Origin of the sequence: Streptomyces sp. NPDC050416 (assembly GCF_044458845.1) — a bacterium.
In the GTDB taxonomy this organism is placed as follows: Bacteria; Actinomycetota; Actinomycetes; order Streptomycetales; family Streptomycetaceae; genus Streptomyces.
The window spans coordinates 700,039-715,764 of sequence record NZ_JBITII010000002.1; the positions used below are offsets into that span (position 1 = coordinate 700,039).

Genomic DNA, 15,726 nt, shown 5'->3' on the forward strand with positions numbered 1-15,726 from the left:
TCACTGTTCACTGTAAGCACGGACGGCCACTCTGAGTGACGTGAAGCAGCAACCCCCTGAACTCACCACCCCTATCCGCAACTTCAGCGTCCAGCTGTCTCCCAACCCCACGCGGCGCCCGCCTGGCCCCGTCTCCTGGCCACCGAACAACTGCGCTCCTGGGGACTGCCGTTGGACCCGGCGAGGCAGGTCGTCGCAGAGCTGTCGGCCAACGCGGCGGAACACGGCCGCATCCCCGGCCGCGACTTCCGCCTGCTCCTCTACCTCGTGGCCGACACCCTCCGCATCGAGGTCACGGACACCCGGGGTGACCGACTGCCGACGCCCCAACTCCCCACCTCCGATGCCGAGTCGGGCCGCGGCCTGGTCCTCGTAGACGCACTCGCCGACCGCTGGGGCGTCACCCCGGGCCTGCCCGCCCCGCAAGACCGTCTGGGCCGAACTCACCCTCTGACCTGAGGCACCGGGTCCCAACACCTCGCGCTCCGGTGCCGCAGGCCGTCTCCCTCAAGGACCACGAGGAGGAAAGAACCTCACCAAACCCCACCCCTCCCGCCCAGGCCGTCGACAAACTCGCTCGCTCACTCACGCGAGTGAACATCGCCAACTCAGCTGGATCCGGGAGCCCTTGCCTGCCCTACGCTCAGCGCAACAACCGCAGACATGCGACGGCCCTCGCCGGGACTGGCATCCCAGTGCGAGGGCCTGACCACCGAGGAAGGCTCCAACTTCCTGATGGATACGCAGAACCCTAACGTGCCCTCGCACGCCCACACCCCCGTAACGGGGAAGAAGCACCCGAACCGGCGGCACCCCCACGGCTACCTACGACGCGTGCGCGAACGCGTCCCCGGCGGCCGGATCATCACCCGCACGATCTCCTGCAACCAGCCAGGTCACAGCCGTACGGACGCCTCTCGCCCAGCCCCGAGGAAGCGGACGAGGCCGCCCGGCAGCAAGCTCCTCCCGGCCGTACCGCACCCGGCCTACCCCGCACCCGCCCTCCTCCAACAGGCCACGGACCTCCTCACAGGCCCCCACCGCGAGGACACCCGCCTCCTCCTCTCCACCCGCGACGTCGCCCACCTCGCCCCCGGCGTCGCCGCTCCTGGTTGGAACGTGACGTCTCCCCCACCGCCGTACGCCACGCTCTGACGACCGACCTCCCACCCGAGGCCCTCCACCGCCCAGCCGCCCTCCTGGCCCACCGCCTCACGGCCCAGCTGCCACCCCCGCCCCCGTTCCGCGCACCCGCACCCCCGCCGGCCGTCCGTCACCCGCTCCAGACCTGCGACGGCTGCGACCGAGCCTTCCGCGCACCGGCCCCCGGCCACTGCCGCGATTGCCGACCCGAGCGGGCCGAGCGGGCCGAGCTTCTGGAGGCCGCATGAGAAGAGCAACTGCCGCACACGTCGCCACGCTCACCGGCAACACGGGCGGGATAGCCTGGCCGAGGCACTCCCTGGAGGTGGACACGATGAGCACTCAGGCCGACCACGGACATGAGCTGATCCCCCGCCCTCAGCAGACTCCTGACGCCCTGCGCGCGGCCCTCGCCGCCGTCGATCCGGCCCGACTGGAAGAGATGCAGGGCACCAAGGACGAAGCCTTCGCCAAGGCGGTCGAGTGGCAGTCGCTGAGCCCGGTGCAGAGCTGGGTGCTGACCTGGGCCAGGGACATCGAGATCGCCCGGCGCCCCGATCTGTCCACCCGCTACGCCCGGGCGAAAGGCAACTTGGAGCATGATGACCCCACCATCGCCCAAGAGGCCCTGCGCGAACTGAGCGCTGTCCTCGACGAAGCCATGAAGGCAGTCCGCGGGTGAGCTGGAAGTGGGAGTACGCCTTCGGCGCGGAGGAAGCGGCACGAACCGCTCCCACAAGCTTCCTCGCCGAGGTGGAAAGCAAGGCGGACGAACTGGTCAGGGCAGCCGAGGCCTTCCATGTCCACGGACAGGCCCATGACGGTGTCGACCCGAAGAGCGGCGACATCATCGTCCCCGGCGGCATGTTCACGTATCAGGTCGTCGTCCGTAGCGAGCGGGTCTACGTCGTCCAGATCACGTACCTGGGCTTCTGACCAACTGGGCGAAACGCGTCTCACGATCTGGTGCCGGAACCCGCACACACCACGACCTTGTCGCCAGACATGCCCTAAGTCATGATCCGCCCCATGGACAAGCGAAGACGCGTACTCGGCACCTTTCTCGGAGTCACACTGGCCACCGCGCTCCTCCCCGGCATCAGCACGATCCTCGACTCGCCCCCGTGGGAGGTGGTCCTCGCCGGCGCGGTCTTCCTCATCGTGAACCAACTGATCTACAGCTACCCGAGCGACATCAGGACCGCTCCCCCGGTCCTCCTGCTGCTCCTGGGCGTGGTCGGCATCGCCCAGGACACCCTGATCTGGCTGCTGGTGTCCTGGCTCGGTTCCGACATGGAGTACGGCCTTCACGTCGACGGCTTCCTCGCCGCCCTGCTCGGCGGCGTCATCGTGCGGGTGACGGTCCTGGTTCTCCTCGCCCTCGGACCGGCCGAAGCCGCGCCCCAGCCGTCGTAGAAAGGGCGTCGGGAACAGCAGAAGGGCCCGCACGACCGAAGTCGTACGGGCCCCTCCGAGCCACTCAGGTCAGCAGACCCTCAAGCCAGTCCGAAGACTCACTTGGTGATCTTGGTGACCTGGCCGGCGCCCACGGTCCGGCCACCCTCACGGATGGCGAACTTCAGGCCCTCCTCCATGGCGACGGGCTGGATGAGCTCCACCTTCATCTCGGTGTTGTCACCCGGCATGACCATCTCGGTGCCCTCGGGGAGGGTCACCACGCCGGTCACGTCCGTCGTACGGAAGTAGAACTGCGGGCGGTAGTTGTTGAAGAACGGCGTGTGGCGGCCACCCTCGTCCTTGGACAGGATGTAGGCCTGCGCCTCGAACTCGGTGTGCGGGGTGACCGAGCCCGGCTTGATGATGACCTGGCCGCGCTCGACGTCCTCGCGCTTGATGCCACGGAGGAGCAGACCGACGTTCTCACCGGCCTGGCCCTCGTCGAGGAGCTTCCGGAACATCTCGATGCCGGTGACCGTGGTGGTGGTCTTCTCCGGCTTGATGCCGATGATGTCCACGGTCTCGTTGACCTTCAGGACACCACGCTCGATACGGCCGGTGACGACCGTACCGCGACCGGTGATCGTGAAGACGTCCTCGATCGGCATGAGGAACGGCTTGTCGACGTCGCGCTCCGGCTCCGGAATGGCGGTGTCGACGGCGTTCATGAGCTCGAGGACGGAGTTGCCCCACTCCTTGTCGCCCTCGAGGGCCTTCAGAGCGGAGACCTTGACGACGGGAACGTCGTCGCCCGGGAACTCGTACTCGGTGAGGAGCTCACGGACCTCGAGCTCGACGAGCTCCAGGATCTCCTCGTCGTCCACCATGTCTGCCTTGTTCAGGGCGACGACGATGTACGGAACGCCGACCTGGCGGGCCAGGAGCACGTGCTCCTTGGTCTGCGGCATCGGGCCGTCCGTGGCGGCGACCACGAGGATGGCGCCGTCCATCTGCGCCGCACCCGTGATCATGTTCTTGATGTAGTCCGCGTGACCGGGGCAGTCGACGTGGGCGTAGTGACGCGTCTCGGTCTGGTACTCGACGTGCGCGATGGAGATGGTGATACCGCGCTGGCGCTCCTCAGGAGCCTTGTCGATCTGGTCGAAGGCCGAGGCCTCGTTCAGGTCCGGGTACGCGTCGTGCAGCACCTTGGTAATGGCGGCCGTGAGGGTCGTCTTACCGTGGTCGATGTGACCGATGGTGCCGATGTTGACGTGCGGCTTAGTCCGCTCGAACTTCGCCTTCGCCACTGGGGTCCTCCTGTGGAGTGGTTCTGGTACGCCTTACTCATCGGCGCCAGGTGATCTTTGCTGGAAAGCCCGGGCCCCGGGGCACTCTCACCATGATTGCGGCGGAATGCCCCTCAAGGCTCCGGAGTCAAGCCTACGGCGTGCAGACGCTGTGCGTTACTCGCCCTTGGCCTTCGCGATGATCTCCTCGGCGACGTTCCGGGGAACCTCGGCGTAGGAGTCGAACTGCATGGAGTAGCTGGCACGGCCGGACGTCTTGCTGCGCAGGTCGCCGACGTAGCCGAACATCTCCGAAAGGGGCACGAGGCCCTTCACGACGCGGGCACCGGCCCGCTCCTCCATGGCCTGGATCTGGCCACGGCGGGAGTTGATGTCACCGACGACCTCACCCATGTAGTCCTCGGGCGTGGTGACCTCGACGGCCATCATCGGCTCGAGCAGTACGGGGCTGGCCTTGCGCGCGGCCTCCTTGAAGGCCTGCGAACCGGCGATCTTGAACGCGAGCTCGGAGGAGTCGACCTCGTGGTAGGCACCGTCGAGCAGCGTCACGCGCACACCGGTCATCTCGTAACCGGCGAGGATGCCGAACTGCATGGCTTCCTGCGCACCGGCGTCCACCGAAGGGATGTACTCCTTCGGCACACGGCCACCGGTCACCTTGTTGATGAACTCGTAGGAGGCGTCGCCGCCCTCGATCGGCTCGATCGCGATGATCACGCGAGCGAACTGGCCGGTACCACCCGTCTGCTTCTTGTGGGTGAACTCGACCTTCTCGACGGCCTTGCGGATCGTCTCACGGTACGCGACCTGCGGCTTGCCGACGTTGGCCTCGACCTTGAACTCGCGCTTCATGCGGTCGACGAGCACCTCGAGGTGAAGCTCGCCCATACCGCCGATGACGGTCTGGCCGGTCTCCTCGTTGGTGTGCACCTGGAAGGAGGGGTCCTCCTCGGCCAGGCGCTGGATCGCGACGCCGAGCTTCTCCTGGTCGCCCTTCGACTTGGGCTCGATGGCGACCTCGATGACCGGCGCCGGGAAGTCCATGGACTCCAGGATCACCGGGTTCTTCTCGTCCGCCAGCGTCTCACCGGTGGTGGTCTGCTTCAGGCCCATGACGGCGACGATGTCGCCGGCGCCCACCGACTCGATCTCCTCACGCTTGTTGGCGTGCATGCGGTAGATCTTGCCGATGCGCTCCTTGCGGCCCTTCACCGAGTTCAGCACGGCGGTGCCGGAGTGCAGGCGGCCGGAGTACACGCGGACGAACGTGAGCTTGCCGAGGTGCGGGTCGCTCATGATCTTGAACGCCAGCGCGGCGAGCGGCTCGTCGTCCGACGGCTTGCGCGCGATGATCTGCTCCGGGTCCTTGACGTCGTGGCCCTCGATGGCCTCGACGTCGAGCGGGGTGGGCAGGTAACGCACGACCGCGTCGAGCAGGGGCTGAACGCCCTTGTTCTTGAACGCGGTGCCGCAGAACACGGGGGTGACGGTCGTGCCGCCGCCCTTGCCGGACGCGATGGTGATGCGACGGATCGCGGCGTAGAGCTGCTCCACGGTGGGCTCGGTGCCCTCCAGGTACAGCTCCATCAGCTCGTCGTCGTTCTCGGCGACGGCCTCGAGCAGCTTGCCGCGGTACTCCTCGGCAGCCTCGACGTGGGTGTCCGGGATGTCGACGGTGTCGTACATCTCGCCCTTGGTCGCCTCGGCCGACCAGACCAGGGCCTTCATCGTCACGAGGTCGATGACGCCCTTGAAGTCCGCCTCGGCACCGATCGGCAGCTGCATGACCAGCGGCTGCGCGCCCAGGCGGTCGCTGATCATGTCGACGCAGCGGTGGAACTCCGCGCCGGTGCGGTCGAGCTTGTTGACGAAGCAGATGCGCGGAACGCCGTAGCGGTCCGCCTGACGCCACACGGTCTCGGACTGGGGCTCAACGCCGGCCACACCGTCGAACACCGTCACGGCACCGTCGAGCACGCGCAGCGAGCGCTCCACCTCGACGGTGAAGTCGACGTGACCCGGGGTGTCGATGATGTTGATGGTGTAGTCGTTGCCCTCGAGCGGCCAGTGACAGGTGGTGGCAGCAGAGGTGATCGTGATGCCACGCTCCTGCTCCTGCTCCATCCAGTCCATGGTGGCGGCGCCGTCGTGGACCTCACCGATCTTGTACGAAACGCCGGTGTAGAACAGGATCCGCTCGGTGGTGGTCGTCTTGCCCGCGTCGATGTGGGCCATGATCCCGATGTTGCGGACCCTGGCCAGGTCAAGCGAAGTGGTAGCCATAAGGCTTCAGTCTTCTCTCGGTCTCGATGGGGTCTGCGACTACCAGCGGTAGTGCGCGAAGGCCTTGTTGGACTCGGCCATCTTGTGCGTGTCCTCGCGCTTCTTCACAGCGGCACCCAGGCCGTTGCTGGCATCGAGGAGCTCGTTGAGCAGACGCTCGGTCATGGTCTTCTCGCGACGGGCGCGGGAGTAACCGACGAGCCAGCGCAGCGCCAGGGTGTTGGCACGGCCGGGCTTGACCTCGACCGGGACCTGGTAGGTGGCACCACCGACACGGCGGGACTTGACCTCGAGGGTCGGCTTGATGTTCTCGAGAGCGCGCTTCAGCGTGATGACCGGGTCGTTGCCGGTCTTCTCGCGCAGGCCCTCCATGGCGCCGTAGACGATGCGCTCGGCGGTGGAGCGCTTGCCGTTCAGCAGCACCTTGTTGATCAGGGAGGTCACCAGAGGAGAGCCGTAGACCGGGTCGATGATGACCGGGCGCTTCGGGGCGGGGCCCTTACGAGGCATTCTTACTTCTCCTTCTTGGCGCCGTAGCGGCTGCGGGCCTGCTTGCGGTTCTTGACACCCTGGGTGTCGAGCGAGCCGCGGATGATCTTGTAGCGAACACCCGGCAGGTCCTTCACACGGCCGCCGCGCACGAGCACGATGGAGTGCTCCTGCAGGTTGTGTCCCTCACCCGGAATGTAAGCGGTGACCTCGATCCCGCTGGTCAGACGCACACGCGCGACCTTACGCAGGGCCGAGTTCGGCTTCTTCGGGGTGGTCGTGAACACACGCGTGCAGACGCCACGACGCTGGGGCGAACCCTCGAGTGCGGGCGTCTTGTTCTTCTCGACCTTGTCCTGCCGGCCCTTACGGACCAGCTGCTGGATCGTAGGCACTACTTCTCCGGTTTCTGTGTGCCGAATGGTGAAGCTAACCTGGAACATCTCCGACCCACGCGGTCGGGTGTGTCGAATCCCGCGGACTCCCGCCGCCAGGCAGAATTAAGCGCAGATTGCGGTGGCCGGTGTCAGCTCGCAGTGCGGGTGATGGCACGCACGAGAGCCAGGGCACACCCCAGGCACAAGGTCTGAGCGTACCTATCGCATTCGCTGCGGTCAAAACAAATGGGTGCCGACCGCATCACCCCGCGGGACATGTCAAGCCCCCCGGCCGTTCCCGATCTTCATTTCGATGACGGGCTGTCCGATTTACCCAATTTTCTCGCTGCCGGCTGCGCCACTGCATTCCGCGCGTCACCCGACCGCGAGGGACACCACCGTCAGCAACACCAGGACGAGTGCCCAGCCGGCCGTGGACAACCATCCGAGTACGAGACCGGTCAGGGCGAGTCCGTCCCCCAGCTCTCCCCGGCTGCGGATCTCGGCCCGCGCCACATGTCCCAGCACCACGGCCGGAATCCCGGTCAGTCCCATCGTCGGCACGCACAGCAGCCCGCACACGCCGGCCGCCACCGCCTTCCCGTTCGTCTGCGGCCGCGGCACGGGCGCGAATGTCCGCGGCACGGGCAGGGCCCCGGCAGGCTGCGGCAGGGGCCCCTGCGGCAGATCCGCGACGAGCACCGTCAGCTCCCCCACGGTCCGCGCCGCGTACGCCCGGGCCACCCGCTTCTCGAACTCGTCGTGCTCCATCCGCCCCTCGCCGTACCCCGCTCTGAGCACGTCCACGGCCCGCTCCCGATCGGCGTGCGAGGCGAGCATCGACGGGGCGCTGGGACCCTGCCAGGGTTGCCAGGACGGATAGGGCGGCTGCGACACGGAGCACCTCTCCTGGAGCCGGAGTCCTTCCATGATGCGCCGAAGCGCCGCATCCGGCACCGGTGCGTCCGCTTGGGGCGTCGCAGACACGCCAAAGGGCGGTCACCCCAAAGGATGACCGCCCTCGGCTCAAGCGACTCGCTTACTGGTTGTACGGACCGTAGTCGTAGTCCTCCAGCGGCACGGCCTGGCCGGAGCCCGTGCCGAACGGCGAGTAGTCGATGTCGTCGTAGCCGACGGCCGAGTACATCGCGGCCTTGGCCTCCTCGGTCGGCTCCACCCGGATGTTGCGGTAGCGGGACAGACCCGTACCGGCCGGGATGAGCTTACCGATGATGACGTTCTCCTTGAGGCCGATCAGGGAGTCGGACTTGGCGTTGATCGCCGCGTCCGTGAGGACCCTGGTCGTCTCCTGGAAGGACGCCGCCGACAGCCAGGACTCCGTGGCCAGCGAGGCCTTGGTGATACCCATGAGCTGCGGACGACCGGAGGCCGGGTGACCGCCCTCCTGCACCACACGACGGTTCTCGGTCTCGAACTTCGAGCGCTCGACCAGCTCGCCGGGCAGCAGCTCGGCGTCGCCGGACTCGATGATCGTCACGCGGCGGAGCATCTGCCGGATGATGATCTCGATGTGCTTGTCGTGGATCGACACACCCTGCGAGTTGTAGACCTTCTGGACCTCGCCGACCAGGTGGACCTGGACGGCACGCTGGCCCAGGATGCGCAGCACGTCGTGCGGGTTGGTGGCACCCACGGTGAGCTTCTGGCCCACCTCGACGTGCTCGCCCTCGCTGACCAGGAGTCGGGCGCGCTTCGAGATCGGGTACGCCGTCTCGTCGCTGCCGTCGTCCGGCGTGATGACGATCTTCTTGGTCTTCTCGGTCTCCTCGATCCGCACGCGGCCGGAGGCCTCGGAGATCGGGGCGACACCCTTCGGGGTACGGGCCTCGAAGAGCTCGACGACACGCGGCAGACCCTGGGTGATGTCGTCACCGGCCACACCACCGGTGTGGAAGGTACGCATCGTCAGCTGGGTACCGGGCTCACCGATGGACTGGGCGGCGATGATGCCGACCGCCTCACCGATGTCGACCAGCTTGCCGGTGGCCAGCGAACGGCCGTAGCACATCGCGCAGGTGCCGACGGCGGACTCGCAGGTCAGGACCGAGCGGGTCTTGACCTCCTCGACGCCGTGGCGGACCAGCTCGTCGATGAGCACGTCGCCGAGGTCGGTACCGGCCGGGGCCAGCACCTTGCCGTCGACCACGATGTCCTCGGCGAGGCAGCGCGCGTACACGGACGTCTCGACGTCCTCGGCCTTGAGCAGCGTGCCCTCGGCGTTCCGGCTCGCGATCTTCAGACGCAGACCGCGCTCGGTGCCGCAGTCCTCCTCGCGAATGATGACGTCCTGGGAGACGTCGACCAGACGACGGGTGAGGTAACCCGAGTCGGCGGTACGCAGAGCGGTGTCCGCCAGACCCTTACGGGCACCGTGCGTGGAGATGAAGTACTCCAGCACGGACAGACCCTCACGGAAGGAGGCCTTGATGGGACGCGGGATCGTCTCGTTCTTCGCGTTCGACACCAGACCACGCATACCGGCGATCTGACGCATCTGCATCATGTTGCCTCGTGCACCCGAGTTCACCATCATGAAGATCGGGTTGGTCTTCGGGAAGTTGTCGTTCATCGCCTCGGCGACCTCGTTGGTCGCCTTGGTCCAGATCGCGATGAGCTCCTGCGTGCGCTCGTCCTTGGTGATCAGACCGCGCTCGTACTGCTTCTGGACCTTCTCGTCCTGCGCCTCGTAACCCTTGACGATCTCCTTCTTCGCCTCGGGAACGACGACGTCGGAGATGGCCACGGTGACACCGGAACGGGTCGCCCAGAAGAAGCCGGCCGCCTTCAGGTTGTCGAGCGTCGCCGCCACGATGACCTTCGGGTAGCGCTCGGCGAGGTCGTTGACGATCTCGGAGAGCTGCTTCTTGCCGACCTCGTAGTCGACGAACGGGTAGTCCTCGGGCAGCAGCTCGTTGAAGAGCGCGCGGCCCAGCGTGGTGTTCAGCCGGAAGCTGTCACCCTGCTGCCACTCGGGCTCGCCCTCCTCACGCGCCGGCGGGGTCCAGCCACGCGGCGGGATGGTGCCGACCGGGAAGCGGACGTCGATCCTCGACTGGAGCGACAGCTCGCCCGCGTCGAAGGCCATGATCGCCTCGGCGACCGAGGCGAAGGAACGGCCCTCGCCCTTGAGCTCGCGCATCTCGCCGTCGGTGGTGAGGAAGAACAGACCGAGGACCATGTCCTGGGTCGGCATCGTCACCGGACGGCCGTCGGCGGGCTTGAGGATGTTGTTCGAGGACAGCATCAGGATGCGGGCCTCGGCCTGCGCCTCCGCGGACAGCGGCAGGTGCACGGCCATCTGGTCACCGTCGAAGTCCGCGTTGAACGCGGTGCAGACGAGCGGGTGGATCTGGATGGCCTTGCCCTCGACCAGCTGCGGCTCGAAGGCCTGGATGCCGAGGCGGTGCAGCGTGGGCGCACGGTTCAGCAGAACCGGGTGCTCCGCGATGACCTCTTCCAGCACGTCGTACACGACCGTGCGGCCGCGCTCGACCATGCGCTTGGCGCTCTTGATGTTCTGCGCGTGGTTCAGGTCGACCAGGCGCTTCATCACGAACGGCTTGAAGAGCTCCAGCGCCATCGCCTTCGGCAGACCGCACTGGTGGAGCTTCAGCTGCGGACCGACGACGATCACGGAACGCGCGGAGTAGTCCACACGCTTACCGAGCAGGTTCTGACGGAAGCGACCCTGCTTACCCTTCAGCATGTCGCTGAGGGACTTCAGCGGGCGGTTACCGGGACCGGTGACCGGGCGACCACGGCGGCCGTTGTCGAACAGCGCGTCGACGGCCTCCTGGAGCATGCGCTTCTCGTTGTTCACGATGATCTCGGGCGCACCGAGGTCGAGAAGCCGCTTCAGGCGGTTGTTCCGGTTGATCACACGGCGGTACAGGTCGTTCAGGTCGGAGGTCGCGAAGCGGCCACCGTCCAGCTGCACCATCGGGCGGAGGTCCGGCGGGATGACCGGCACGCAGTCCAGCACCATGCCCTTGGGGCTGTTGCTGGTCTGCAGGAACGCGGAGACGACCTTCAGGCGCTTGAGCGCACGGGTCTTCTTCTGGCCCTTGCCGGTGCGGATGATCTCGCGGAGACGCTCGGCCTCCTCGTCGAGGTCGAAGGACTCCAGGCGCTTCTGCAGCGCCGCGGCACCCATCGAACCGTCGAAGTACGTGCCGAAGCGGTCACGCAGCTCGCGGTAGAGCAGCTCGTCGCCCTCGAGGTCCTGGACCTTGAGGTTCTTGAAGCGGTTCCACACCTCGTCGAGACGGTCGATCTCGCGCTGCGCGCGGTCGCGCAGCTGCTTCATCTCGCGCTCGGCACCCTCGCGCACCTTGCGGCGCACGTCGGCCTTGGCGCCCTCGGCCTCGAGCTCGGCCAGGTCGGTCTCGAGCTTCTTGGCGCGGGCCTCCAGGTCGGCGTCGCGGCGCTGCTCGATCTGCTGGCGCTCGACGGAGACGTGGGCCTCCAGCGAGGGCAGGTCGCGCGTACGGCGCTCCTCGTCGACGTACGTGATCATGTACGCCGCGAAGTAGATGACCTTCTCCAGGTCCTTCGGGGCGAGGTCGAGCAGGTAACCCAGCCGCGACGGAACGCCCTTGAAGTACCAGATGTGCGTGACGGGCGCGGCGAGCTCGATGTGGCCCATCCGCTCACGCCGCACCTTGGCGCGCGTCACCTCGACGCCGCAGCGCTCACAGATGATGCCCTTGAAGCGGACACGCTTGTACTTGCCGCAGTAGCACTCCCAGTCCCGGGTCGGACCGAAGATCTTCTCGCAGAAGAGTCCGTCCTTTTCGGGCTTGAGCGTGCGGTAGTTGATCGTCTCGGGCTTCTTGACCTCGCCGTGGCTCCACTGACGGATGTCGTCAGCGGTAGCCAGACCGATCCGGAGCTCGTCGAAGAAGTTGACGTCGAGCACTATGCGTCAATCCCTCTCAGGGTTGTAAGTCATGGGGTCTGATACGGGGGTCCTGGGGCCGGCGGCCTTCATGACGAAGGCCGCCGGACTCCCGTCAGACCTCTTCGACGCTGCTCGGCTCACGCCGGGACAGGTCGATGCCAAGCTCCTCCGCAGCGCGGAAGACGTCCTCGTCGGTGTCGCGCATCTCGATGGACATGCCGTCCGAGGACAGCACCTCCACGTTGAGGCACAGGGACTGCATCTCCTTGATGAGCACCTTGAAGGACTCGGGGATGCCGGGCTCGGGAATGTTCTCGCCCTTGACGATGGCCTCGTAGACCTTCACGCGGCCGGTCACGTCGTCGGACTTGATGGTCAGCAGCTCCTGGAGGGCGTACGCGGCGCCGTAAGCCTCCAGCGCCCACACCTCCATCTCACCGAAGCGCTGGCCACCGAACTGGGCCTTACCACCCAGCGGCTGCTGGGTGATCATCGAGTACGGACCGGTCGAACGGGCGTGCAGCTTGTCGTCGACCAGGTGGTGCAGCTTGAGGATGTACATGTAGCCGACCGAGATCGGCTCCGGGAACGGCTCACCGGAGCGGCCGTCGAACAGCCGCGCCTTGCCGGACGGGAGCACCATGCGCTCGCCGTCGCGGTTCGGGATGGTGTGGTTCAGCAGGCCGGCCAGCTCGTCCTCGCGGGCACCGTCGAAGACCGGCGTCGCGACGTTGGTCCGCGGCGGGACCTGGTCGGCGTCGATGGCCTGCAGGCGCTGCGCCCAGTCCTCCGCCAGGCCGGAGACGTCCCAGCCCTGGCTGGCGAGCCAGCCGAGGTGGATCTCCAGGACCTGTCCCGGGTTCATTCGGGACGGGACACCGAGCGGGTTGAGGATGATGTCGACCGGGGTGCCGTCCTCCAGGAACGGCATGTCCTCGATCGGCAGGATCTTCGAGATGACGCCCTTGTTGCCGTGGCGGCCGGCGAGCTTGTCACCGTCGGTGATCTTGCGCTTCTGCGCGACGTAGACGCGCACCAGCTGGTTCACACCGGGGGGAAGCTCGTCGCCCTCCTCGCGGTCGAAGACGCGCACCCCGATGACCTTGCCGGTCTCGCCGTGCGGCACCTTCAGCGAGGTGTCACGGACCTCACGGGCCTTCTCACCGAAGATCGCGCGCAGCAGGCGCTCCTCGGGCGTCAGCTCGGTCTCACCCTTGGGCGTGACCTTGCCGACGAGGATGTCACCGGCGATGACCTCGGCACCGATACGGATGATGCCGCGCTCGTCGAGGTCGGCGAGGACCTCCTCGGAGACGTTCGGGATGTCCCGGGTGATCTCCTCGGGGCCGAGCTTGGTGTCACGGGCGTCGACCTCGTGCTCCTCGATGTGGATCGAGGAGAGGACGTCGTCCTGCACGAGGCGCTGCGACAGGATGATCGCGTCCTCGTAGTTGTGACCCTCCCACGGCATGAACGCCACGAGCAGGTTCTTGCCCAGCGCCATCTCGCCGTTCTGGGTGGCCGGACCGTCGGCCAGGACCTGGCCCTCGATGATCCGGTCGCCCTCGGCGACGATGACCTTCTGGTTGACCGAGGTGCCCTGGTTGGAGCGGGCGAACTTGGCCAGGCGGTACGTGATGTACGTGCCGTCGTCGTTGGCGGTGGTGATGTAGTCCGCGGAGACCTCCTGGACCACACCGGCCTTCTCGGCCTTGACCACGTCGCCGGCGTCGACCGCGGAGCGGTACTCCATGCCGGTGCCGACGAGCGGGGACTCCGCCTGGATCAGCGGAACGGCCTGGCGCATCATGTTCGCGCCCATGAGGGCACGGTTGGCGTCGTCGTGCTCCAGGAAGGGGATCATGGCGGTCGCGACCGACACCATCTGGCGCGGCGAGACGTCCATGTAGTCCACTTCCTCGCCGGTGACGTAGTCGACCTCGCCACCCTTGCGGCGGACCAGGACGCGGGCCTCGGCGAAGCGGAGTTCGTCCGTCAGCGGCGCGTTGGCCTGCGCGATGACGAAGCGGTCCTCCTCGTCGGCCGTGAGGTAGTCGACCTGGTCGGTGACCTGGCCCTCGAACACCTTGCGGTACGGGGTCTCGACGAAACCGAACGCGTTCACACGGCCGTAGGTGGCGAGCGAGCCGATCAGACCGATGTTCGGGCCTTCAGGGGTCTCGATCGGGCACATGCGGCCGTAGTGCGAGGGGTGCACGTCACGGACCTCGAAGCCGGCCCGCTCACGGGACAGACCACCCGGGCCGAGCGCGGACAGACGCCGCTTGTGCGTCAGACCCGACAGCGGGTTGTTCTGGTCCATGAACTGGGACAGCTGGCTGGTGCCGAAGAACTCCTTGATGGAGGCGACGACCGGCCGGATGTTGATCAGGGTCTGCGGCGTGATCGCCTCGACGTCCTGGGTCGTCATCCGCTCGCGGACGACACGCTCCATACGCGCCAGACCCGTACGGACCTGGTTCTGGATGAGCTCGCCGACGCTGCGCAGGCGGCGGTTGCCGAAGTGGTCGATGTCGTCGGTCTCGACGACCACGGAGGTGCCGTTGTCACCGACCGTCTCGGTCTCGCCGGCGTGCAGCTTCACCAGGTACTTGATCGTCGCGATGATGTCCTCGACGGTCAGGATCCCGGCGTCCAGCGGGGTGTCCGTACCCAGCTTCTTGTTGACCTTGTAGCGGCCGACCTTGGCCAGGTCGTAGCGCTTGGGGTTGAAGTAGAGGTTCTCGAGCAGCGTCTGCGCGGCCTCACGCGTGGGGGGCTCGCCCGGGCGCAGCTTGCGGTAGATGTCGAGCAGCGCGTCGTCCTGGCCCTGGGTGTGGTCCTTCTCCAGGGTGGCGCGCATGGACTCGTACTCGCCGAACTCCTCGAGGATCTGCTCGGTGGTCCAGCCGAGCGCCTTGAGCAGGACGGTGACGGACTGCTTGCGCTTGCGGTCGATGCGGACACCGACCATGTCGCGCTTGTCGATCTCCATCTCCAGCCAGGCACCCCGGGACGGGATGATCTTCGCGGAGAAGATGTCCTTGTCGGACGTCTTGTCGATGGAGGAGTCGAAGTAGACACCGGGCGAACGGACGAGCTGCGACACCACGACACGCTCGGTGCCGTTGATGACGAAGGTGCCCTTGTTCGTCATGAGCGGGAAGTCGCCCATGAAGACCGTCTGGGACTTGATCTCACCGGTCTCGTTGTTGGTGAACTCGGCGGTGACGAAGAGCGGGGCCGCGTACGTGAAGTCGCGCTCCTTGCACTCGTCGATCGAGTTCTTCGGCGGCTCGAAGCGGTGGTCGCGGAAGGTCAGCGACATCGACCCGCTGAAGTCCTCGATCGGGGAGATCTCCTCGAAGATCTCCTCGAGCCCGGACTTGGTGGGGACGTCCTGACCGTTCTCGAGAGCCTCCTCGACCCGACTCTGCCAGGCGGTGTTGCCGAGCAGCCAGTCGAAGCTCTCGGTCTGCAGCGCGAGCAGGTTCGGAACCTCGAGAGGCTCCTTGATCTTTGCAAAAGAGATGCGCAGCGGGGCAGTGCTGGCGGCGTTGTTCGTATTCGCGGTCGAGGCGTTGCGCGAGGCGGCCAAGAGGGGGTCCTTCCGAGGGCTCGGACTCACTACGCGCGTACCGGCCCCTCTCCCGTACACAGAGACAAGCTGCGTCGGTCCGGCCGAAAGGCCAGGTCAGACAGCTCTTGTCGTCGATGCTCGGGCGAGGGCAGACCCCTGGTGACGGGCAGGGGACAGCTAACAGGCAGCGCAAAGGGTCAGTGTAGCCACACGGCACACTGATGT

Annotated in this window: 10 protein-coding genes and 2 pseudogenes; 5 read left to right on the forward strand and 7 right to left on the reverse strand. The window is 66.7% G+C overall.

The genetic code is table 11. The features are described 5' to 3' along the window. Positions 1 to 31 precede the first annotated feature (31 nt). From ACIBL4_RS08275 to ACIBL4_RS08295, 5 genes and pseudogenes are all read left to right on the forward strand, one after another. Positions 32 to 445, forward strand: a pseudogene (locus tag ACIBL4_RS08275) (ATP-binding protein); the annotation flags it as partial. A 371-nt stretch (positions 446 to 816) separates the two neighbouring features. Beyond that, a pseudogene (locus ACIBL4_RS08280) lies at positions 817 to 1,391 on the forward strand (helix-turn-helix domain-containing protein); the annotation flags it as partial. Continuing rightward, on the forward strand, positions 1,388 to 1,825 hold the full coding sequence (locus tag ACIBL4_RS08285) for a hypothetical protein (protein ID WP_399407645.1): 438 nt from the start codon (positions 1,388 to 1,390) through the stop codon (positions 1,823 to 1,825). The pseudogene ACIBL4_RS08280 and the gene ACIBL4_RS08285, both read left to right, overlap by 4 nt. Beyond that, on the forward strand, positions 1,822 to 2,079 hold the full coding sequence (locus ACIBL4_RS08290; protein WP_399407647.1) for a hypothetical protein: 258 nt from the start codon (positions 1,822 to 1,824) through the stop codon (positions 2,077 to 2,079). Before ACIBL4_RS08285 ends, ACIBL4_RS08290 begins: the two co-directional genes overlap by 4 nt. Before the next feature lie 93 nt (positions 2,080 to 2,172). After that, positions 2,173 to 2,559, forward strand: a complete 387-nt coding sequence (locus tag ACIBL4_RS08295) for a phage holin family protein (RefSeq protein ID WP_399407649.1) — start codon at positions 2,173 to 2,175, stop codon at positions 2,557 to 2,559. A 98-nt stretch (positions 2,560 to 2,657) separates the two neighbouring features. Here ACIBL4_RS08295 and tuf read toward each other — a convergent pair whose 3' ends face one another. The 7 genes from tuf to rpoB form a co-directional block, all read right to left on the reverse strand. After that, positions 2,658 to 3,851: an elongation factor Tu gene (gene tuf, locus ACIBL4_RS08300; protein ID WP_399407651.1), complete on the reverse strand. Its 1,194-nt coding sequence runs from the start codon at positions 3,849 to 3,851 to the stop codon at positions 2,658 to 2,660. Between the two features lie 156 nt (positions 3,852 to 4,007). Next, a complete protein-coding gene (gene fusA / locus ACIBL4_RS08305; protein WP_399407653.1) occupies positions 4,008 to 6,134 on the reverse strand; it encodes an elongation factor G in 2,127 nt (708 codons plus the stop codon). Positions 6,135 to 6,173: 39 nt separating this feature from the next. Continuing rightward, on the reverse strand, positions 6,174 to 6,644 hold the full coding sequence (gene rpsG, locus ACIBL4_RS08310) for a 30S ribosomal protein S7 (RefSeq protein WP_003998848.1): 471 nt from the start codon (positions 6,642 to 6,644) through the stop codon (positions 6,174 to 6,176). Positions 6,645 to 6,646: 2 nt separating this feature from the next. After that, positions 6,647 to 7,018 carry a 30S ribosomal protein S12 gene (rpsL, locus tag ACIBL4_RS08315; RefSeq protein WP_003948652.1) on the reverse strand — a complete coding sequence of 124 codons (372 nt, stop codon included), beginning with the start codon at positions 7,016 to 7,018 and terminating at the stop codon, positions 6,647 to 6,649. Positions 7,019 to 7,375: 357 nt separating this feature from the next. Next, entirely contained in the window at positions 7,376 to 7,897 is a 522-nt protein-coding gene (locus ACIBL4_RS08320) for a DUF1707 and DUF4190 domain-containing protein (RefSeq protein ID WP_399407655.1), read from the reverse strand. 142 nt (positions 7,898 to 8,039) lie between these two features. Continuing rightward, positions 8,040 to 11,939, reverse strand: a complete 3,900-nt coding sequence (locus ACIBL4_RS08325; RefSeq protein WP_338782529.1) for a DNA-directed RNA polymerase subunit beta' — start codon at positions 11,937 to 11,939, stop codon at positions 8,040 to 8,042. A gap of 94 nt (positions 11,940 to 12,033) precedes the next feature. Further along, positions 12,034 to 15,519 (reverse strand): DNA-directed RNA polymerase subunit beta, encoded by a 3,486-nt coding sequence (gene rpoB, locus ACIBL4_RS08330; protein ID WP_399407658.1) that lies wholly within the window; start codon positions 15,517 to 15,519, stop codon positions 12,034 to 12,036. Positions 15,520 to 15,726 lie beyond the last annotated feature (207 nt).

What these genes read in the sequence shown, in the direction of transcription:
- ACIBL4_RS08285 (WP_399407645.1), top strand. Translation starts at nt 1,388, where the DNA reads ATGAGAAGAGCAACTGCCGCACACGTCGCCACGCTCACCGGCAACACG.
- fusA (WP_399407653.1), bottom strand. Translation starts at nt 6,134, where the DNA reads ATGGCTACCACTTCGCTTGACCTGGCCAGGGTCCGCAACATCGGGATC.
- rpsG (WP_003998848.1), bottom strand. Translation starts at nt 6,644, where the DNA reads ATGCCTCGTAAGGGCCCCGCCCCGAAGCGCCCGGTCATCATCGACCCG.
- ACIBL4_RS08295 (WP_399407649.1), top strand. Translation starts at nt 2,173, where the DNA reads ATGGACAAGCGAAGACGCGTACTCGGCACCTTTCTCGGAGTCACACTG.